At 61.7% G+C, this 19,704-nt stretch carries 18 protein-coding genes; 12 read left to right on the top strand and 6 right to left on the bottom strand.

Features of this window, described 5'->3' with window-relative positions:
* The 11 genes from I2G20_RS06380 to I2G20_RS06430 all read left to right on the top strand — a co-directional run bounded on the left by I2G20_RS06380 (position 1) and on the right by I2G20_RS06430 (position 11,230).
* A complete protein-coding gene (locus I2G20_RS06380; RefSeq protein WP_196258869.1) occupies positions 1-1,224 on the top strand; it encodes an efflux RND transporter periplasmic adaptor subunit in 1,224 nt (407 codons plus the stop codon).
* A gap of 287 nt (positions 1,225-1,511) precedes the next feature.
* A complete protein-coding gene (locus I2G20_RS06385) occupies positions 1,512-3,044 on the top strand; it encodes an ABC transporter substrate-binding protein (RefSeq protein WP_196258870.1) in 1,533 nt (510 codons plus the stop codon).
* 85 nt (positions 3,045-3,129) lie between these two features.
* A complete protein-coding gene (locus I2G20_RS06390) occupies positions 3,130-4,071 on the top strand; it encodes an ABC transporter permease (protein ID WP_196258871.1) in 942 nt (313 codons plus the stop codon).
* Positions 4,071-4,937: an ABC transporter permease gene (locus I2G20_RS06395; RefSeq protein WP_196258872.1), complete on the top strand. Its 867-nt coding sequence runs from the start codon at positions 4,071-4,073 to the stop codon at positions 4,935-4,937. Before I2G20_RS06390 ends, I2G20_RS06395 begins: the two co-directional genes overlap by 1 nt.
* Positions 4,938-6,155 carry an amidohydrolase/deacetylase family metallohydrolase gene (locus I2G20_RS06400; protein WP_196258873.1) on the top strand — a complete coding sequence of 406 codons (1,218 nt, stop codon included), beginning with the start codon at positions 4,938-4,940 and terminating at the stop codon, positions 6,153-6,155.
* Positions 6,152-7,168 carry an ABC transporter ATP-binding protein gene (locus I2G20_RS06405; RefSeq protein ID WP_196258874.1) on the top strand — a complete coding sequence of 339 codons (1,017 nt, stop codon included), beginning with the start codon at positions 6,152-6,154 and terminating at the stop codon, positions 7,166-7,168. The genes I2G20_RS06400 and I2G20_RS06405 overlap by 4 nt, the downstream gene beginning before the upstream one ends.
* Positions 7,165-8,151, top strand: coding sequence for an oligopeptide/dipeptide ABC transporter ATP-binding protein (locus I2G20_RS06410; protein WP_196258875.1), 987 nt, complete (start codon positions 7,165-7,167; stop codon positions 8,149-8,151). Before I2G20_RS06405 ends, I2G20_RS06410 begins: the two co-directional genes overlap by 4 nt.
* Positions 8,152-8,165: 14 nt before the next feature.
* Positions 8,166-8,660, top strand: coding sequence for a RidA family protein (locus tag I2G20_RS06415; RefSeq protein WP_196258876.1), 495 nt, complete (start codon positions 8,166-8,168; stop codon positions 8,658-8,660).
* A 9-nt stretch (positions 8,661-8,669) separates the two neighbouring features.
* Complete coding sequence (locus tag I2G20_RS06420) at positions 8,670-9,869, top strand: aminotransferase class V-fold PLP-dependent enzyme (protein ID WP_196258877.1); 1,200 nt, start codon at positions 8,670-8,672, stop codon at positions 9,867-9,869.
* Between the two features lie 70 nt (positions 9,870-9,939).
* Complete coding sequence (locus tag I2G20_RS06425; protein ID WP_196258878.1) at positions 9,940-10,731, top strand: IclR family transcriptional regulator; 792 nt, start codon at positions 9,940-9,942, stop codon at positions 10,729-10,731.
* Between the two features lie 97 nt (positions 10,732-10,828).
* The gene (locus I2G20_RS06430; RefSeq protein ID WP_196258879.1) at positions 10,829-11,230 is read left to right on the top strand and encodes an OsmC family protein; all 402 of its coding nucleotides are present in this window, start codon (positions 10,829-10,831) and stop codon (positions 11,228-11,230) included.
* Positions 11,231-11,501: 271 nt separating this feature from the next.
* On the opposite strand, the gene I2G20_RS06435 is transcribed toward I2G20_RS06430, so the two are convergent.
* The 3 genes from I2G20_RS06435 to I2G20_RS06445 all read right to left on the bottom strand — a co-directional run bounded on the left by I2G20_RS06435 (position 11,502) and on the right by I2G20_RS06445 (position 13,902).
* Positions 11,502-12,455 carry a PRC-barrel domain-containing protein gene (locus tag I2G20_RS06435; protein ID WP_196258880.1) on the bottom strand — a complete coding sequence of 318 codons (954 nt, stop codon included), beginning with the start codon at positions 12,453-12,455 and terminating at the stop codon, positions 11,502-11,504.
* A gap of 212 nt (positions 12,456-12,667) precedes the next feature.
* A complete protein-coding gene (locus tag I2G20_RS06440; RefSeq protein WP_196258881.1) occupies positions 12,668-13,375 on the bottom strand; it encodes a glutathione S-transferase N-terminal domain-containing protein in 708 nt (235 codons plus the stop codon).
* Between the two features lie 83 nt (positions 13,376-13,458).
* Positions 13,459-13,902: a glyoxalase superfamily protein gene (locus tag I2G20_RS06445; protein ID WP_196258882.1), complete on the bottom strand. Its 444-nt coding sequence runs from the start codon at positions 13,900-13,902 to the stop codon at positions 13,459-13,461.
* A 312-nt stretch (positions 13,903-14,214) separates the two neighbouring features.
* On the opposite strand from I2G20_RS06445, the gene I2G20_RS06450 reads away from it, so the two are divergent.
* Positions 14,215-14,979 carry a sulfite exporter TauE/SafE family protein gene (locus tag I2G20_RS06450; RefSeq protein WP_196258883.1) on the top strand — a complete coding sequence of 255 codons (765 nt, stop codon included), beginning with the start codon at positions 14,215-14,217 and terminating at the stop codon, positions 14,977-14,979.
* On the opposite strand, the gene I2G20_RS06455 is transcribed toward I2G20_RS06450, so the two are convergent.
* The 3 genes from I2G20_RS06455 to I2G20_RS06465 form a co-directional block, all read right to left on the bottom strand.
* Positions 14,980-15,984: a heparan-alpha-glucosaminide N-acetyltransferase domain-containing protein gene (locus I2G20_RS06455; protein ID WP_196258884.1), complete on the bottom strand. Its 1,005-nt coding sequence runs from the start codon at positions 15,982-15,984 to the stop codon at positions 14,980-14,982.
* Positions 15,981-18,077, bottom strand: coding sequence for a molybdopterin-containing oxidoreductase family protein (locus I2G20_RS06460; protein ID WP_196258885.1), 2,097 nt, complete (start codon positions 18,075-18,077; stop codon positions 15,981-15,983). The genes I2G20_RS06455 and I2G20_RS06460 overlap by 4 nt, the downstream gene beginning before the upstream one ends.
* An 84-nt stretch (positions 18,078-18,161) precedes the next feature.
* On the bottom strand, positions 18,162-19,679 hold the full coding sequence (locus I2G20_RS06465; protein ID WP_246472916.1) for an MDR family MFS transporter: 1,518 nt from the start codon (positions 19,677-19,679) through the stop codon (positions 18,162-18,164).
* Positions 19,680-19,704 lie beyond the last annotated feature (25 nt).

A 19,704-nucleotide genomic window follows, 5' to 3' on the forward strand; every position in this document is an offset into this window, starting at 1 on the left:
ATGGCCAAAAAGTGGCGCACCACGCTTGTGATCGGTGCTCTCCTTGTCGCTGTAGGAGTGGCGGTGATTTGGGCGCTACAGCCCCAGCCGGTTCCAGTCGACATGGCCCGGATATCAACAGGACCGCTGGAGGTGACAATCAGCCAGGAAGGGCGGACGCGCGTGACCGATATCTATGCAGTGTCGGCGCCCATCGGCGGCACGCTCACGCGCTCCCAGTTGCATCTTGGCCAAGAGGTGCGCGCAGGCGAAACGATTGTTGCGAGCATCCGGCCTCCCGCACCCGCGTTTCTGGACGCCCGCACCAGAGCCGAAGCTTTGGCAGCTGTGGCGGCGGCGGACGCCGCCGTACGTCTGGCGCGGGCCCAGGTTCAGGAATCCGAAGCCCGAACGGCCCTTGCCTATAGCGAATACACACGTGGTGCCCAATTGCGCCAGCGCGACGCCCTGTCGGAAAGCCAGTTCGAGCAATTGAGAATCGCAACGACAATTGCGGATGGGCAACTCGCGGTCGCCGAAGCGACCCTGCTGATCCGACAGCGGGAAGCCGATGCCGCTCGAGCACGCCTGATTGGTCCGGACACCCCGACGGGGCCGGTCAATGGCGAATGCTGCGTCGACGTGATGGCGCCGGTAAGCGGCCGCGTTCTCGCCATTCACCATGAAAGCGAACAGGTGATCGCGGGCGGCGCCCCACTGCTGGAAATCGGAGATATTGCCGAGCTGGAAATCGTCGTGGATCTGATCTCCTCCGATGCGGTCAGGGTCACCGCCGGTGCCCGTGCCGCAATCGGAGGTTGGGGTGGCGAAGATTTGGCCGCAACGGTGCGCCGACTCGAACCGGCGGGTTTCACACGGGTTTCCGCTCTTGGCATCGAAGAGCAGCGCGTACGCGCGATCCTCGACCTCACACCCGAATCGCACGCTCTTTCCGCTGGGCGGCTCGGGCACAATTACAGGGTTGTGGCCGACATTATTGTCGAACGTGCCGAGGATGCCGTTCTTGCCCCCTTGAGCGCCCTGTTTCGAAATGAAAACGAATGGGCCGTATTCGTGGTTGCTGAAGGCGGGATGGCTGAACTCAGGACGGTAGCGCTCGGCGCAAGGACCAACCGCCAGGCAGTAATTCTCGAGGGGCTGTCGCCGGGCGAATATGTGATCTTGCATCCCGGAGATAGAGTTCGGGACGGTGTCAGCGTTGCCCCCAGGGAGCGGATTGACTAGTCGCGAGGTTTACGAGCCGACCACAGGCGAGCGAAATGTATAAGTATAGGGAGCGGAGCGAACTCGCTCCGTTTCAGTTCGTGGAGAGGTTCGGTCTATGAAACCACTTTCGTTCTCGTTGCGCCTCATTCCCTCAATTGTTCAGCCGCAGGCCTGACTAAATCGAGATTGCAAGCGATCGGGCGCTGGCTTCTTCACCCTTGACGCCTCTCACCAACTCTGCTCTCATAACAAAACAATGGTATATATTACATTATTATATATCATTGAGCAAAGGGAGCACCATCATGAAATCCATTCTCAAGGCAGCGGCCTTCGCTGCCCTGGCCGGTATCGCATTGCCTAATTTTGCCGTCGCACAGACCGCAGGCGGAGCGATCGACGTCGCCACGATCGGCGAGCCCCCCACCCTGGACCCCATGACCTCGACGGCCGATCTCGTCGGCATCATCACCCAACACATCTTTGAAACGCTCTATACATTCGATGCAAACTGGGCGGTAACCCCGCTTCTGGCTGCCGACATGCCGGAGATTTCAGAAGACGGCACCGTCTACACAATCGCCTTGCGCGAAGGCGTGACCTTCCATGACGGCTCGAGCATGACCGCCGAGGACGTCGTCGCCTCCCTCGAACGCTGGCTGCGCATTGCCAGTCGCGGCAAGCAGGCAGCAACCGTGGTCGAAACTGTCTCCGCGGTCGGGGACCTGACGGTCGAGATCAGGCTAAACGGCCCTTATGCGCCGCTCCTTTCGCTACTCTCGCTCAACAACTCGGCGGCAATCGTTATCCCGGCGGAAATCGCCGCCGACGATGTCATGGAGAGCTTCATCGGCACCGGCCCCTACCAACTTGCTGAACGGCGTCCGGATCAGTACATCCAGGTAACCCGTTTCGAGGACTATGCTTCGCGCGAGGGCGAAGCCAATGGTTATGGTGGCGCTCGCCATCAGTATCTCGACGAAATCCGGTTCGTGCCGGTCCCCGATCCCAACACCCGCATCGAAGGCGCAGTTGCCGGGCAGTTCGACTATGTCGATTCCATTGCTGTCGAAGCCTATGACCGCATCGCGGGTGGCAATACCGACCCTGTGCTGCTGGCTCCGTTCGGCTGGCCGGTCTTCGTCATGAACACCGCAGAGGGAGTCAATGCCGACGTCCAGGTCCGCAAGGCGATCCAGGCCGCGCTGGCGCCGCACGACATGATGCTCGCCGCCTTCGGCTCGGAAGACTTCTTCTCGATCGATGGCGCCATGTATCCCGAGGGCTATGTCTGGCACACCCAAGCCGGCACCGATCCGTACAAGCCCATGGGCGATAACGACCTGGCCGTCCAGCTTCGCGAGGGGTCTTCGTATGACGGATCGCCGATCCGCGTCCTGACCTCGCGTCAGTACGAGTTCCACTACACCATGGCGCAGGTCGCCGAGGCGTATCTTGAGGCTGCCGGTTTCGACGTGCAGCTCGACGTGGTCGAATGGGCGACCCTCACCCAGCGCCGCACAGATCCGGCCCTATGGGACATCTATATAACCCACTCGCCCTTCCTGCCCGAGCCTTCGCTGATTGGCATCATGTCGGATACTTCCCCCGGCTGGTGGGTGTCGGACACCAAGCACGCGGCGCTCGAGGCCTTTAACGCCGAGGCCGACCCGGATGCCCGCGTGGCCCTCTGGGCAGCGGTTCAGGAAGCCGTCTACGAGGAAGTGCCCGCGTACAAGGTCGGCAATTTCAACGCGCTGGCCGCCCAGTCGCCCGAGCTTCAGGGTGTGGTCCCTGCCCCGTGGCCATATTTCTGGAACGCCTACATCCAAGAGTAAGCTATCCTCCCGGGGGCGCCGCTATTGCCCGGTCCGTGTGACCTGAGCGGCGCCCTTGTCCGGATTAACGCCAAGGTACCTCGCAATGCTCCGCGCAGCGCTCAACAGATTGATCGGCATGCTGACGGTGATGGCCATCGTCGTTACCATCGTCTTTGTCATCGTTCGCGTCACGCCCGGCGACCCCGCCGCTGTCATGCTGGGCCCGGATGCAACAGCAGCCGACGTCGAAGCCTTGCGGCAACGTCTGGGTCTCGACGGCACGATCCTCCAGCAGTTCGTCTCCTATGTCGGCGGCATCCTGCGCGGCGACCTCGGTCAATCCATTTTCCTCGGACAGCCCGTTACCACCGCGCTCTGGCTGCGTGCCGAGCCGACCTTTTTCCTCACCATCTTCTCGCTCGCCATCGCAACAACCGTCGCGCTGCCCATCGGAATCGCTTCAGCCTATTGGCGCGGGTCCTGGTTCGATCAGGCCACGACCACCCTGGCAATGTTTGCAGCGTCCGTCCCGAGCTTCTGGCTTGGCCTCGTCTTTATCCAGACTTTCGCCGTGGGTTTGGGCTGGTTCCCCACCTCGGGTTACGGCGGCCCTTACTCCTCGCTAGGCGAAAGGCTCTTTCACCTCGCCCTGCCCGCCACGACGCTTGGTATCGTCTCTTCGGCTCTCATCATGCGCTTCACCCGAGCTTCCATGCTTGACGTCCTCAACGACGACTACGTGCGGACAGCGCGTTCGAAAGGCATGAGCGAGTGGCGCGTGGTCATCCGTCATGCGCTCAAGAACGCGCTCATCCCGATCCTCACCGTTCTGGGCCTCACCGCGGCACTGCTCATTTCCGGCGCCATTGTCACCGAAACTGTGTTTGCCCTGCCCGGCATCGGGAACCTCATCGTCTCGGCGGTGCTGCGCCGCGATTACCCGGTCATCCAGGGCGCGTTGCTGATCGTCGCCGGCCTCTATGTCCTCGTCAATTTCCTCATCGACATGCTCTACCTGCTCGTCGACCCACGCGTGAGGTATTGATGGCTGCCATCGCTACTTCCACGCAAGGGCACAACCCAGGCCTCCTAGTCCGGCTGCTCTCGCGGCCCACAGCGGCGGCGGGTCTGGTCGCTATTGTCCTCATCGCCCTCGCCGCCATACTGGCGCCGTATGTGACGCCCCACAGCCCGACCCAGCTCTCCATCGCCAATCGCCTCACCGCACCCAACACCGTGTATTGGCTCGGCACCGACGAGTTGGGACGCGACATCCTCACCCGCGTTCTGCACGCGGGGCGCACATCGCTCTCCGTCGCCTTCTCGGTGGTGATTGTTTCGTCCATCATCGGTATCGTCCTCGGTCTCGTGGCGGGCTTCTTCCGCAAAGCCGACGCCCCGGTCTCGCGCCTTATCGATGCCATGATGGCCTTCCCCGACATCCTTCTCGCCATCGCGCTGGTTGCCGCGCTCGGCGCGTCGGCTTTCAACGTGGTCCTTGCCCTCGGCATCGTCTATGCCCCCCGCATGGCGCGCGTCGTCCGCGCCTCCACCCTCGTCATCCGCGAGCTGCCCTATGTGGAAGCCGCCCGCGCCCTGGCTGTGCCCACCCCGGTTATCCTGGTCCGGCACGTCCTGCGCAACGTGACCTCCCCGCTCCTCGTGCAAGGCACATTCATATTTGCCCAGGCCATCCTTGCCGAAGCGGGACTATCCTTCCTCGGCGTCGGCATATCGCCCGACATCCCCACATGGGGCATCATGATTTCGGCTGGCCGCCAGTTCATGAACTCGGCAAGCTGGTTGTTGTTCTACCCCGGCCTTGCGATCGTCATCACGGTGCTGGCACTCCAGCTTCTCGGCGACGGGCTGCGCGATCTTCTCGACCCCCGTCTTGCAAAGGACATCTGAATGATCGGTAACCGTTTCCCCTCCGCCGACAGACCGCTTCTGATCCGCAATGCCAAACCCGTAGGCTTCGCAGGGGTCGACGTTCCTGCCCTCGATATTCTTGTGGGCAAGGATGGGAAAATCGCGCAATCGGGCACCGACATGTGCGCCCCCGACAATGTCGAAATCCTTGATGCCGGTGGCTCCTTCCTCTCTCCCGGCTGGACCGATATCCACACCCATATCTGGTACGGTGGCACAGACATTTCACTCAAACCCGAGCAATGCGGTGCCCGCCACGGTGTCACCACAATGGTCGATGCCGGGTCGGCTGGCGAAGCCAACTTCCACGGCTTGCGCGAGCTGATGATCGAACCGGCCGTCGAGAACGTCTATGCCTTCCTCAACATCGGCTCCATCGGCCTCGTCGCCTGCAACCGTGTGACCGAACTCGCCGACATGCGCTCGATCGATATCGACCGCATCGCTGCCACGGTCGAGGCCAATCGCGACGTCATCGTCGGCCTCAAGGTCCGCGCCAGCGCGGTGATCTCAGGCGGGTGGGACCTCGTGCCCGTAAAACTCGCGAAAAAGCTTGGCCGCGTACTCAAGCTCCCCATCATGGTGCATGTGGGGGAACCGCCCCCGCTCTATGACGACATCCTCGCGCTTCTGACCGAAGGTGACATCGTCACCCACTGCTTCAACGGCAAGGTCGGTGGCTCGATTCTGGAGGACGAGGACCTTTATGCCCTTGCGGAGGACGCTGCCGCGCGCGGCATCGTTCTCGATGTCGGCCATGGCGGCGCCTCCTTTTCCTTCGAGGTGGCCAAGGCCGCGCTCGACAAGGGTCTCAAACCGCAGACCATCTCGACAGACCTCCACAACCGCTCGATGGACGGGGCGGTCTGGGACATGGGGACCACCATGTCCAAGCTCCTCTCGCTCGGCATGACGTTCGACGATGTGGTTCACGCCGCAACCATCGCCCCGCGCAAGGCGATAAGGCTGGACCACGCCGATCTCCTGGCCCCCGGCAAGCCCGCCGAATTCACGATCTTCGGCCTCGAAAAGAGCGAGCTCGAAGTCAAGGATTCCAAAGGCATCAAATCGAGATTGCACGAGATTTTCGAGCCGCACCACGCCGTCCTCGGCGCCCGCGCGATCAAGGCGCATCGCTACCAGCCCGCGCCGGGCACCGCGCTCAACAACTGCCCGCATTGCGGATGGGCACTATGAGTGACCTCGCCCCCGACACGATCCTGTCCGTGCGCGACCTGCGCACCTGGTTCAAGTCCAGGCGGGTCATTGCCAAGGCCGTCGACGGGGTGACATTCGATTTGAAACGCGGACAAACCCTTGCGGTGGTCGGGGAGTCCGGCTCCGGCAAGTCGGTCACGTCCCTTTCGATCATGGGACTTTTGTCCCCGCCGGGCGGTATCGAAAGCGGCGAGGTGCTTTTTCGCGATTCCAAAGGCGTGGTCCACGATCTTGCCCGGGCATCCGCCCGCGAATTCCGCAGGCTGCGCGGCAAGGAAATCGCCATGATCTTCCAGGAGCCGATGACCAGCCTCAACCCGCTCTATACGGTGGGTGACCAGATCGGCGAGATGATCGCGCTTCACGAGCGGATGAGCCACGCAGAAGCGCGCAGGCGCGCGCTTGAAATGCTCCGACATGTCGAAATCCCCGATGCCGCCAACCGCCTGGACGACTATCCCCACCAGATGTCGGGAGGCATGCGCCAGCGCGTGATGATTGCCATGGCACTCGCCTGCAACCCTTCGCTTCTGATCGCGGACGAACCGACGACAGCGCTCGACGTCACCATCCAGTCCCAAATCCTCGATCTCTTGCGCAGGCTTCAGGACCAGTTCGGCATGTCGATCCTGTTCATTACCCACAATCTGGGCGTCGTCGCCGAGATCGCCCAGGACGTGGTGGTGATGTATTCGGGTCGGGTCGTCGAGCACGCGCCCGTCGTTCCGTTGTTCCGCAAGCAGAAGCACCCCTATACGCAGGGCCTCCTCGCTTGCACACCCAATGCCGCCCGGGATCTGAGCGCCAGTGGCGAACGCAAGGCGCTCTATTCCATTCCCGGATCGGTCCCGCCCATCACCGCCCTGCCGCCCGGTTGCGCGTTCGCACCGCGCTGCCGCTATGCGATCGATGCCTGCTCTTCGATCCCACCCCAGCTTGAAGCGGTCGGCGACCATCACCTCTCACGCTGCTTGAGGAGTGCTGAATTGTGAGCTCCATCCCCGGCACCACCCCTCCACTTCTCCAAGTGGAAGGTCTGATCAAGCGCTTTCCTGCGCGCGGCGGGAAGACCGTGCACGCCGTCGAGGATGTGAACTTCAGCGTCAAGCGCGGTACGACCGTCGGGCTGGTGGGCGAATCCGGTTCCGGCAAGACGACCGCCGGGCGTACGCTGCTGCGATTGATCGAACCCACGGGTGGACGGGCGATATTCGACGGCACCGATATCTTTGCCCTGCCGGATAAAGAAATGCGAGCCTATCGCCGGCGCATGCAGATCATCTTTCAGGACCCCTTCTCCTCGCTCAACCCGCGCATGCGGATCGAGGCGATACTCGGCGAGGCTCTCGATGCGTGCGGTTATCCGCGGGGCTCCAAGCGGAAGGATCGGGTCAACGAACTGCTGAGCCTGGTTGGCCTCCAGCCCGACCATGCCCGCCGCTTCCCGCACGAATTTTCCGGTGGTCAGCGCCAGCGTATCGGCATCGCTCGTGCGCTGGCGGTCGAACCCGATTTCGTCGTCGCCGACGAGCCGGTTTCCGCACTCGACGTTTCGGTGCAGGCACAGGTGCTCAACCTTCTGAGCGATCTGCAAAAGCGACTCGGCCTCACGCTCCTGTTCATCGCCCACGACCTTTCCGTCGTCGAATATCTCTGCGACGAGGTCGTGGTGATGTACCTGGGGCGCGTCATGGAACGTGGTCCTTCCCGCCTTGTCTATACCTCCCCCCGTCACCCCTACACCAAGGCCCTGCTCGCCACCGCACCGATCCCCGATCCGGAGCGCCGGCGGCTCCACGTGCCGCTCGCCGGGGACATCCCAAGTCCCATCAATCCTCCCTCGGGCTGCGTGTTTCGTACCCGCTGCGCGCACGCTATCGACGCCTGTGCGCAAACCGTTCCGACCGCCGACCATATCGGCGGCGACCATCATGTAGCCTGTATCCGCCATCGCGAGCTGGCAGAAATTTCTTGAAGTCTGGAGTATTCATGACCGTGTCCGAGGCACCAAAGCGCGCCGCGCAAACCCCCTACGACAGGCTCGCCGAGCTTGGGCTGACGCTGCCTTCCGCTGCCCCTCCCATCGCCAATTTTGTCAACTACGTCATCGAAGGCGATATGCTCTATCTCTCTGGTCAAGGCCCCACCCATCCCGACGGTCGCAAGCATACCGGCAAGGTGGGAGAAGATGTCTCGACCTCCGAGGCCTATGAGCACGCCCGGCTGACCGGTCTTAACCTCCTGGCGGTCATGGAGGAAGCGCTGGGGGACCTGGCGCGGGTCCGCCGCATCGTCAAGCTCCTCGGAATGGTCAACGCAACCCCCGATTTCACCGAGCATCCCCAGGTCATCAACGGCTGCTCGGACCTGTTCAACGCCGTCTTTGCCGAAAAGGGCATACACGCCCGCTCGGCGGTCGGCTTTTCCTCCCTGCCCAACGCAATCACGGTGGAAATCGAAGCCATCGTTGCCATCGAGAACTGAGTACACCCCATGTCCGAACCCGATATCCGCGCCAAACTCGGCCTCCGCCCCGTCATAAACTGCTCGGGAACCATGACCTCGCTCGGCGCTTCCATCGTCGTGCCGCACGCTGTCGAAACCATCGCTGCGATCCTGACGCAGTGGACCGAGCTATCCGATCTCCAGCGGATAGCCAGCCGCACCATCGCCCGGCTGACCGGTGCGGAGGCAGGCTGCGTCACGGCATCGTGCTCCGCAGCCATCACGCTCGCCTGTGCCGCCGCAATGACCGGCAAGGACCTGGCCGCCATCGAACGCCTGCCTGACTCTACCGGCCTCAAAAACGAGATCGTCGTCCAGACCGGGCACCTGGTGTCCTATGGCGCGCCGGTCGATCAGGGCATCCGCCTCTCGGGTGCCAAACTCGTGCCCGTAGGCCAGGCCACCAGCGCACACGCCTACCAGCTCGCCGGCGCCATCACCGAAAACACCGCTGCGGCTGTTTACGTCGTCTCGCACCATGTCGTTGACTATGGCCAGATACCGCTCACCACCTTCTGCAAGATCGCCCATGAGAAGGGCGTGCCGGTCATCGTCGATGCTGCGTCCGAATACGACCTCAAGCGCTTCCTTGAAGCTGGTGCCGATCTCGTTCTTTATTCGGGCCATAAATTTCTCGGCGGCCCGACCTCCGGCATCATCGCCGGTAAAAAGGACCTTGTCGTCGCCTGCTACCTCCAGAACCGCGGTGTTGGCCGTGGTATGAAGATCGGCAAGGAAGGCATGGCGGGAGTCATCGCGGCGCTGGAAGCCTGGGAAACCCGGGACCACTCTGCTATCCGCGCCCGCGAACAGAAAGCCCTCGATCTTTGGAAAGCAACGCTCGAAGGCCGAGAGGGCATCGCCCCCGTCATCGTCCCGGATCCGACTGACAACCCTCTCGATCGCCTGCAAATCTGGGTCGACCCAGAGCGCGCCAACATTTCCGCCTGGGACCTCGCCGACCGGCTCGGCAAAGGCGAACGCCCGGTGATCGTCCGCGACCACGAAGCCGAGCATGGCTATTTCTATCTCGACCCCTGCAACCTCCATCCCGATGAGGAGTTCATCGTCGCCGAGCGCCTCGTCGAGGAACTCGACGCCGCCCGCAGATCAAACGAGCCGATCGTTTCCGATTTCGCCGGACGCTTGCTGGCACAGGAGCAGGCAATCCTCAACTGGCCCGATTGAAGGCCAGGGCATTTGCAGGTTGGCGCGAATGGTGCAATCTGGCGCCGACCGGAATGAAAAACTGAGCCGCATGAGCATTATCGAAACCAACGAAGACGTTCCAGGCAAGGCGAAGCGCACGCGCACCAGTGCGCTCGACCGCATCCTGCAAGTGCTCGATTTCCTTCAGAACAACGATGCGCCCGCCACCGCATACGAGATTGCCCGCGCCGTCGGCGCGCCGCTCTCGACGATCTATACTCTGGTCGAGGATCTTGTGGAAAAGGAGATGATCGACCGGCGAGAGGATGGTCGCCTGTGGTTCGGGCACAGGCTTTATCACTATGGCCTAACCTATGCCCGCCATGTCGATCTGTTGAGCGCTGCCAATCACGAGATGAGCGATCTCGCCCTCGCGTCGGGAGAAACCGTCCAGATCTGCGGCCGTGACGGCGACCACATGGTCGTGCTCGGCATGGTCGACGGCCCTGACCATTTTCAGGTGGCCTCGCAAGTGGGCAGCCGCACCCCGCTCAACTGGTCTGCCTCGGGCCGCCTGCTGATCGGTCATTTGCCCGAAGCCGAGCGGCGCGAGATATTCACGCGAGCAACCCGTCCCTCGCCCACCGGACGCGCGGAAACTGACATCGACGTGCTGGTCTCGTCCTCAAGACAAGCTTTCGAATCCGGTCTCTCCATCCAGGCTGGCGAATCCGCCTACGCCATTGCGTGCATTGCCGCACCCATCGTCGATCCGGCAGGCCATTGCCGCGCTACAATTTCCATTGTGGTTCCGGACAACAAGGTTGCACAGACCGAGCCCGATCTTCCCCAGCTCGTCCGCGCCAGCGCCGCCCGCATTGCCCGCCGTCTCGGTTGGTAAAACGCCTGCGACAGCCGAACAGTCCAGTAAAAGAACTTGCCGTTCTTCTGGCCTTGATGAGAATTTCGCACTAGTTGCCGGTTCAAAGGAGCGCATAATGCCGACCGAAACGATCGAGATCAGGAATGTGGAAGGCACAGAAGCCGCCCTGGGATGGGCAGGTAGCCATACCGTTGTAATCGATCGCGCCGTGGGCAAAGCGGGCGGCTTGGGGCTCGGCTTCAATGGAGCCCAGTTACTGGGTCTCGCCATCGGCGGATGCTTCGCCAACGACCTGCGCTATGTTGCTGCTGAAAAGGGTTTGACAATCCAGGATATCAGCATCTCGGTCGAGGTCACGTTGCAAGGCGACCCGATTATCGCAACAGATGCGGTACTTCGCGCTTGGGTTCATTTGGCGGAGGGAGTGGACAGTGCCGACCTCATTCGGCGGACGAGCGAGATTTCCATGGCCATGAATTCGCTGAACCGTGGAATATCGGTAAGGCTGCAAGCCTAGCGGCCAGTTTGCGTCAAAGACACTCCTTTCTCCGTTCCCCCTAAATGGCGTTTGGGCTGGATGTGTTGGGTGGGCGCTTTCAGGTGCTTTTGTCGCTGTGTCGGGGAATCGAAAGGCTCGGTTGGTCGACCCTGGTAATGCATGGCACCATGATCCAAACAATTTTCCCCTCACCTGATCGGACTGAACTGCCAAGTCGCAAGGCTACACCCCCCAAAAAGAAGGCCCACGCCGTGAGGCGTGGGCCAAAGGATGTCATCGGAGAGCGGAATTAGTTCCAGTCCCAGAAACCGCCGTCATCCTGGAATTCAGGCTGGTCTTCCAGCTGCTGCTGGGTATAGGGCGAAAAGACCTGAATCTGGTTCTGGTCCTGGCTGACTTCAACATCCTGCAGCGGGAGCGCTACACGGTGTGCGCCGAATCCGAGAAACCCGCCGACATCCACGATAATCGCACCGACTTCGCCTTCGGCAGTCAACTGAACATCGTCCACATTGCCGATATTGTCGCCGTCCGCGCCAAAGACCGTCGCTCCGATCAATTGATCGGCGCTGAACTGGCCGGCCATCCCGTCAGCCGTGCCGGGCTGCGCCGGCTGGGTTGCCAGGGGATCCTGGGCGAGAGGATCCTGTGCGATTGGATCCTGCGCCTGCATCGTGCCGTCCTGCAGGGTTTCACCCTGCGGCTGGATGCCTTGAGCGGGCTGCTGCCCCAACTGGCCATCCTGCTGGATACCGGCGTTGCCGGCCATGCCGTCCGCCTGAGCCACGATGCGCAGATCGATGTCGATTGCACCTGCGCCAGCCGGTCCGTCAATCACGATCGTGCCGCCGTCCGAGACGACGTGCTGATCCATCCCGACGGCAGCTCCTGCCTGGCCCGGCCCTTCAAAGCCGTCCTGGCCAGTTAGGCCGTCCTGTCCAGCCTGACCAGGCTGGGGTTGAGCAGTACCGGCAAAGCCGGCCTGATTCTGTCCGGCGAGGCCTTCAGTAAGAGTAGCCGGATCACTGTAAACGAAATTGAGGGTGACGCTCTCGTGGCCGGTTGGCGCCACGACCATTACGGTGTCGCCCGGCGACACAAAGACCTGTTCAGCCGCCTGGCCAAACGGGTCGCCATTAAGTCCGGCGCCCGCGTCCGGCGCGGTTTCCATCTGGGCCTGAGCCAAGGCAGGTGCCGCGGCAAAAGTCACAAGAGCGGTGGTCGCAAGAAGCGTTCGAAGCATGATTGCCTCTCCTTTCATCATTATGTTCGGATTGTTGACCCTTCGGGTCGAACTCCTGATCCGTCGCGCCCGCCCCCGAAGGGGCGGTCGCTCAGGAGAGCGGACGTATCGCACGCCCGCACTGACCCAATGATGGGAGGGGACAATCGTTTCCCGATTTCCGGAAAGCTGTCCTAGGTGAATCCCAGGTTAATTCGCAGTGTCGACGAGAGCTACCGCGCCTTCTGACTGAAGAGAACGCTCTGCGCCTCCTTGTCGGTCGCCAGATCCACCTTGGGTTCTTCGGGCAGTTCGACCGCCAGCCCTCTGGTCACGGCGGGGCGGGCCTTCAGCCGTTCCTGCCAGTCCGCGATATGGGGAAATTCCTTGAGATCAATTCCCTGCCGCTCCCAGCCCAGCGACCAGCTCAGTGTGGCGATATCGGCAATGGAATAGTCGCCCGCAATATACTCCTGCCTCTCGAGCTGCTTATTGAGCACGCCGTAGAGCCGATGGGTTTCGTTGCGATAGCGATCGATGGCATAGGGAATCTTTTCGGGCGCATAGATCGCGAAGTGATGATTTTGACCCAGCATGGGACCAAATCCGCCCATCTGCCAGAACAGCCATTCGTCCACCCTGACCCGCGCACGCCAGTCGGAGGGATAGAACTTGCCGAACTTCTCGGCGAGGTATTTGAGGATGGCTCCGGACTCGAACACCGAGATCGGCTTTCCGTCAGGCCCTTCCGGATCTACGATCGCGGGAATCTTGTTGTTGGGTGAAATCGCCAGGTACTCGGTCTTGAACTGATCGCCCTTGCCGATGTGGATGGGGTGGACCTTGTAAGGTACGCCCAGTTCCTCGAGCATAATCGAAATTTTGTGCCCGTTGGGGGTCGGGAAATAATAGAGATCGATTGGAAGGGTCTGTTTCAACATGGGGTCCTCGGAGGATTGGGGAGGGAAACGCACTTCATCGTAATTTTACGATAAAGGCAACCCTCCCCAAACCTATGTCCGCTTCAGGTGACTCCGTCCATGACCATCTGGGGAATTCCATCCCCTGTCTTGGCAGGCGAAACGCCCTCGCGATTTACTGTCGCGACTACCCGGTGCCGGAATGCCGAAAAGCTATCGAACGTCACGACGTCCACCGGCTCATCGAACTCCACGGTAACCTGAAACAGGTCACCGCCTCCAAGAATGCTCATCCCGGTAATCGAGCCGGTGAAGGGCTGTTTCAGGTACTTGCCCTTGACGGCCTGGCCGACGGCGAAAGCCGGTGCCCGCGTTGCCGGCAGCACTGCGCTTGCGGTGTTCCAGTCCCGAAAGCCGTGAAAGCGCGCGACCATCTCGAGCGCATGGGAATGGGTAATTGAATTGCCTGCCTGACCTTGCTCGGCACGCCAGTTGCGCGCCTCCGCCTTGAGGTCAGACGTCGTCAAAAAGGATGCAGCCTTGCGCATCGTCATCTCCTTGGCGGCATTGTCGACTTGGGGTCCGCATTGCCAAGCACCGCCGGAAGTGAGGGACGATGATTGCTTTCATGCACGCTTGGTGGCGTGGAAGCCTTTACCTCTGGAGCGGTACTCCATGCGGACGGCGGGCGCTTCAAACCACAGCGTGAGATAGGCGCGCGGTCTCTGTTCGTCAAGTGCGTGGCAGATACGTGGAATACGCACATCTCGCGATATGGAAATCCCCAGCTTTAGCCTTTGCAATTGCGCAAGAAGATGTTCAAGGTCTGCGCGCCGCAGCGCTCGGATGGAAAAACCGTGTTGACTATCTTTCTGCTTTTTGCCGCCGGTTTCCTTGGTGGCATGCTCAATTCTCTGGCCGGTGGCGGCTCGTTCATCATGTTTCCTGCACTGCTCTTTGCAGGCGTTCCCCCCGTATTGGCCAACGCCTCCAACACGTATGCTTGCATGCCCGGCTATGTCAGCGGCGCGATCGGTTATTGGCGACACATCGCGGCGCACAGGGACAAGATTTTCATCTATGCGCTCCTCGGACTTGTCGGCGGTTATCTGGGTGCGGAACTGCTCATGCGGGTATCGGACGAGCAGTTCGCTGTCATCATCCCCTGGCTGATGCTGTTTGCGGTCATCACCTATGTCTTCGGGGCAAGGATCAACCGCTTTCTTGCCTCGCGCTCGCAGGGCGGCAGAGGCGCGAAAGCTGCGGGGGCAATCGGCCTATCATTGTTGCTGCTCGCGATCTGCGTCTATGGCGGGTTCTTTAACGCCGGCCTCGGCATAATCCTCCTCGCCTGGCTCGCGCTCGCAGGCTTCGAGGACGTTCACGCGATGAACGGGCTCAAGCTGCTGGTTTCCTCCGTCGTGGCCGTCGTTGCGGTGGTGCGCTTTGCCGCGACTGGCTCGATCGCGTGGTTTGAAGGCTCTGCAGCCTTGGCGGGCGCCGTTGTCGGCGGGTTCGTTGCCGCGTATTTCGCTCCGCTCGTTCCCGCACGCGTCATCCGCGGTTTCGTGATTGTTTATGGCGTGGGACTCACCGCGTATTTCTTCTGGATCACCTATTTCTGATCATTGCGGTGCCAGCAGGCTCTCATCGAGTATCCGTACCGCACACTGGTCGACGAGTTCCTGCAATAGCGCCTCGTTATCTTCGGAGCGCACAGGCTCTTCGAGCAGATCCCACAGATCGCGGGTGGCGACCTCTTCAAGCGCGCAAGCGCAGTAACTGGTACAAAACGCTTCCTGTCCGCCGGTCTCCGTGCAACTCGCTTGGCAGCTGAGTGTGAAATTCTCGGCCCGCGACGCCTCTTGCCGGATGCCGCCTTGCGTCACCGCGAGCAGCGCCCCGAGCATCAACGGCTGATGGACGAGATAGATGACGAGGCTCCAACGCCCCGCAAGGGCCAACGCCCTGGCCGCGCCGTTTCCAGCCCTTATGCCATAAAGCCTTGCAATAAATCCGCTCTGGCGCGCCCAGCGCATGGCCGTGATGCCGATCAGCACCACGCCAAGCCACGGAAAAAGCGGCACGAGGTCTTCGGTTGGGGGCGGCACCGTCCATAATCCGATCCATGAAAGCGGCCGCTCGGAGAATGCGGGGCTTTGCAGGAAGAGCGGCAGCGTCAGCACGAAAATGGCGATAAGGCCGACCACGGCGAGCGGCAGCCGCAAAAACAGTAGGCCCATCAGCCCGAACAGCGCGATCGCGTGAAGAATGCCGAAATAAACGAAGGTCTCTGGCGCAAAGAGCCAGGTACCCAACGTCACCAGAAGTGCAGCCCCGCCGACGATCGCAAAGCGTCGCCAGAAGGCGGGCCAGCGAATGCCGTCCCCATGCGCCAGCACCAGCGAAACGCCCGTCAGGAACAGGAAACTCGATACGATGGCACGCTGAAAGACGACCCAACCGGGCTCGACGGTCACGTCGAGCGGGATAAGCCCAACGAAACCGAGGTCCCACGCGAAGTGATAAAGGATCATCGCAAGGATTGCGACGCCGCGCGCCATATCGAGGGCGGCAAACCGCTCGCGCACCGGCGCAGCGGCGGCGGTCATGTCAGTCGCACCACTCACGATTCCGACGCCCTCACCCAGACAGTGGCATCGTGGAACGCCGCTCCACCGAAGGGCTTCACGGGATCTGAACCAATGAGGGTATTGATCCCCCTACCCTTGCGGTGTGCTTTGTTTGGGTGAAGCCCCTCCGCGACCACCACGCCCTCGCGGAGTCCCTGGAACAGCTTGAGTGACAATTCCACCGATCCGCGATGGTTGCCCACCGTCACTGGCGATCCGTCAACGAGGCCAAGTCGTTCTGCATCTGCAGGATGCATGAGCAAGGCAGGGTCGCCTTCGCGTTTCCGGCTGCCCGGCGTTTCAGCAAAGCTGGAATTGAGGAACGTCCGCGCGGGCGATGTGGTCAGCCGGAACGGGGTCTTCTCCGTCACCGGCTCGTTCCAGTCCATGTACTCAGGCAATTTCGGCATGCCATCCGGTGCGCAGACCCAAAGCGCGCCGCGCTTTATCCGCGTCCCCTCCCAATCAGGCTTGAACCGGTATCTTCCATCGGGCCAACCGAAGCCTTCCGCAAAGCGCGCCTCGCGGTCCGGCAGCGCGCGGTCTACGAAACCGGTCTTTTCGATATCATCCAGATCCCCGTAGCCGGAAACGGCAAAAACCGCCGCGACCATCTCGCGGTCCGACCGCTCGTCCACAGCCGCTTTAGCCCCGACCCGCCTGGCGATTTCGTTGATGACGAAATGGTTGGGCCGCGCCTCCCCCGGCGCCTCGACCAGTTTGGGTCCATACAGCACGCGCGTATGCCCCCCGCGGGTATAATAGTCGTTATGTTCCAGAAACATCGTCGCGGGCAGTACGATATCGGCCATCAGCGCAGTTTCGGTCATGAACTGCTCGTGGACGACAGTGAAGAGGTCCTCGCGCTCGAAACCCTTTCGCGTCAGGCTATGATCGGGAGCTACCACCATCGGGTTCGTATTCTGGATCAGCAGCGCCTTGACCGGCACGCCATTATCGAGCGCGTCGGGATCGCCGTTGAGGATCGCGCCGATCCGGCTCATGTCGAGCGTTCGCACGCCGCTGCTGGCCAGCGCGGCGCCGGTGATGGCGGATTTGTCTAGCCCCCAGGTTCCGGAATTGGAATGCAGCGCGCCGCCACCCCGGTATCGCCAGGCACCGGTCATCGCCGGGATCGACAGCACTGCGTGCATGTTCGTCGCACCGTTGCGCTGGCGCGAAAAACCGTAGCCAAGCCGAAAGAACGTTCTCGGTGTCTTGCCGATCAGTCGCGCAAAATCCTCGATCTCGGCGGCGCTTAAGCCCGTAATCTCTGCCGCCCACTCCGGCGTCTTGTCAGCCAGATGCGCCTCGACGTCCTCATCGAAATCGGTATGGCTTGCCAGATAATCGCGAGCCGCCAACCCTTCGCGCAACAGCACGTGCATCACCGCCAGCGCCAGCGCGCCGTCCGTGCCGGGGCGGATGAGAAGCGCCATGTCGGCCTGCTCCATCGTGGTGGTCCGATAGACGTCGACGACGACGATCTTCGCGCCGCGCTCGCGCCGGGCGCGGGTGGCGTGGGTCATGACATTGATCTGGGTGTTGACCGCGTTGGTGCCCCAAATGACCACACAATCGCTTTCGGCCATTTGCTCCGGGTTTACCCCCGACAGCCGCCCTGTCCCCGCGACATAGCCGGTCCAGGAGATCATCACGCAGATCGTATCGTACTGACCCGAATAGCCCTTTGCGTGGCGTAACCTGTTGATACCGTCGCGCTGCACGTGGCCCATCGTGCCTGCATAGTAGTAAGGCCAGATCGCCTCGGCTCCGAATTCCCCTTCAATTTCGAGGAATCTGTGCCCGATCTCGTCGAGCGCCTCGTCCCAGCTTATGCGTTCGAACTGCCCCGAACCCTTGGGGCCTGTCCGCCGCATCGGGTGCAACAGCCTCTCGGGATGGTGCACCCGCTCGGCATAGCGCGCCACCTTTTCGCAGATCACCCCGGCCGTATACGGGTCATCCTTGGCCCCGCGCACGCGGCCAATGGTTCTTTCATCGATGATTTCGACGTCCAGCGCGCAGGTCGAGGGGCAGTCATGCGGGCAGACGGAACGCGCGATGCGGGGGGAGACTGGCTTGTTCATGACGAGAGGAATCTGATGAGTTGCCGGCCATTGTATGGCGAGGCCCCGGCGCTGTCAGCGGGAAAGTCGAACGAAAGCCGGAATCTATTCGGCGGCGCTCGGCTCCCTCTCCGGCACGGCGTCGTCCGAAAGCGGAACCTCTATCAGCAGCCAACCCAAAAACGAGGCGACGAGTGCGCACGCCGCGCCAGCCCAGAAGACGGGATGCAGGGCCGCCACATAGGCTTCGAGCATCGCCAAACGCTCGACTTGCGGCAGGCCCGCCAGCGCTTGTGCGGCAAAGGCAGCGGTCCCCTCGGCATGTCCAATAGCAGCCGTCTCGAAAGCGAGGCGGTTGGCAAACAACGCACCCAGAACCGAAACGCCGAGCGAACCCCCGATCTGACGGAACATCTGCGCGCTCGCTGTTCCTACCCCCAGCACCTCTCGCGGCACTGCGTTCTGGATTGCAGCGACACCGACGCTCATCACCGGCCCGATTCCAATCCCGACGATGAATGTATAGGCGAGGACCAGCGGGACAGGCGTATCCACATCGAGCGTGCCGAGGAGAAACGCGCCAACCGCGAGTACCGCAGTCGAAAGGATCGGCAGGACCTTGTAGCGTCCGGTGCGCGACATATAGGTGCCCGCAAGCATCGAAGCGCCGATCAGCCCGATCATCATCGGCAGCATGGCCAGTCCCGCCGCGGTTGGCGAGAAACCCTGGACGATCAGCAGGTACGAGGGCATGTATGTGATGGTACCAAACATCACTGTCCCCACCACAAAACCCACCGCATTGCTCACGAGAAAGGCGTTGTTCCGGAAGAGGAACAGCGGCAGGATTGGCTCTGCGGCCCTTCGTTCGATGACGATGAAGGCGGCGAGCGCAAAGCCCCCGATGACCGGCAGGATGAGTGCTTGCGGAGCCAGCCAAGGCAGGATCGTACCGCCGATACTGGCATAGATGACCAGCGCCGCAAGGGTTGTCGCCAATAGCCCGGCGCCGGCGTAGTCAATCTTGCGCTTGGGCCCTTTGGTACGGCTTTCGAAGGCGATAGCGATGATCGCGAAAGCTAGAATACCGATGGGAACATTGACCAGAAACAGCCATCGCCAGTTGAGCATCTCGACGATTACGCCGCCCATCAACGGGCCGATGACCGTCGATATGCCGAATGCTGCGCCGACCACACCTTGCGCCTTGCCACGCTCGCGTGGTGGCAGCACATCGCCGATGGCAGCCATGGCGGTGACGATCAATCCCCCGCCGCCGAGCCCCTGGACGAACCGGAATAGCACCAGGACGGGAAGATTGGGTGACATCGCGGCCAGCGCCGAACCGGCGAGGAAGATGCCGATGCAGATCTGGAGCACGAGCTTGCGGCCGTACATGTCGCCGAGCTTGCCAAACATGGGCGAGGCGACTGTCGCGGCCATCAGATAAGCTGTCAGGGCCCATGAGATATGTTCGATCCCGCCGAGATCAGCCACGATAATGGGTAGTGCCGTTGTGATGATCGTCTGTCCTAGGGAGGCGAGCAAAAAGGTTGCCAGCACAGCGCCCATCACCAGCTTGACGTTGACGGGTGCCTGTTCGGGAATGGGACCGGTGGACAAGAAAATGCTCCGCAGCAGATGAGCT

This window comes from Pelagibacterium limicola, from assembly GCF_015694405.1.
GTDB lineage: Bacteria > Pseudomonadota > Alphaproteobacteria > Rhizobiales > Devosiaceae > Pelagibacterium > Pelagibacterium limicola.

Coding starts and splice junctions, on each gene's coding strand:
- I2G20_RS06380 (WP_196258869.1), top strand. CDS start 1: ATGGCCAAAAAGTGGCGCACCACGCTTGTGATCGGTGCTCTCCTTGTC.
- I2G20_RS06385 (WP_196258870.1), top strand. CDS start 1,512: ATGAAATCCATTCTCAAGGCAGCGGCCTTCGCTGCCCTGGCCGGTATC.
- I2G20_RS06390 (WP_196258871.1), top strand. CDS start 3,130: ATGCTCCGCGCAGCGCTCAACAGATTGATCGGCATGCTGACGGTGATG.
- I2G20_RS06395 (WP_196258872.1), top strand. CDS start 4,071: ATGGCTGCCATCGCTACTTCCACGCAAGGGCACAACCCAGGCCTCCTA.
- I2G20_RS06400 (WP_196258873.1), top strand. CDS start 4,938: ATGATCGGTAACCGTTTCCCCTCCGCCGACAGACCGCTTCTGATCCGC.
- I2G20_RS06405 (WP_196258874.1), top strand. CDS start 6,152: ATGAGTGACCTCGCCCCCGACACGATCCTGTCCGTGCGCGACCTGCGC.
- I2G20_RS06415 (WP_196258876.1), top strand. CDS start 8,166: ATGACCGTGTCCGAGGCACCAAAGCGCGCCGCGCAAACCCCCTACGAC.
- I2G20_RS06420 (WP_196258877.1), top strand. CDS start 8,670: ATGTCCGAACCCGATATCCGCGCCAAACTCGGCCTCCGCCCCGTCATA.
- I2G20_RS06425 (WP_196258878.1), top strand. CDS start 9,940: ATGAGCATTATCGAAACCAACGAAGACGTTCCAGGCAAGGCGAAGCGC.
- I2G20_RS06430 (WP_196258879.1), top strand. CDS start 10,829: ATGCCGACCGAAACGATCGAGATCAGGAATGTGGAAGGCACAGAAGCC.
- I2G20_RS06435 (WP_196258880.1), bottom strand. CDS start 12,455: ATGCTTCGAACGCTTCTTGCGACCACCGCTCTTGTGACTTTTGCCGCG.
- I2G20_RS06440 (WP_196258881.1), bottom strand. CDS start 13,375: ATGTTGAAACAGACCCTTCCAATCGATCTCTATTATTTCCCGACCCCC.
- I2G20_RS06445 (WP_196258882.1), bottom strand. CDS start 13,902: ATGCGCAAGGCTGCATCCTTTTTGACGACGTCTGACCTCAAGGCGGAG.
- I2G20_RS06460 (WP_196258885.1), bottom strand. CDS start 18,077: ATGAACAAGCCAGTCTCCCCCCGCATCGCGCGTTCCGTCTGCCCGCAT.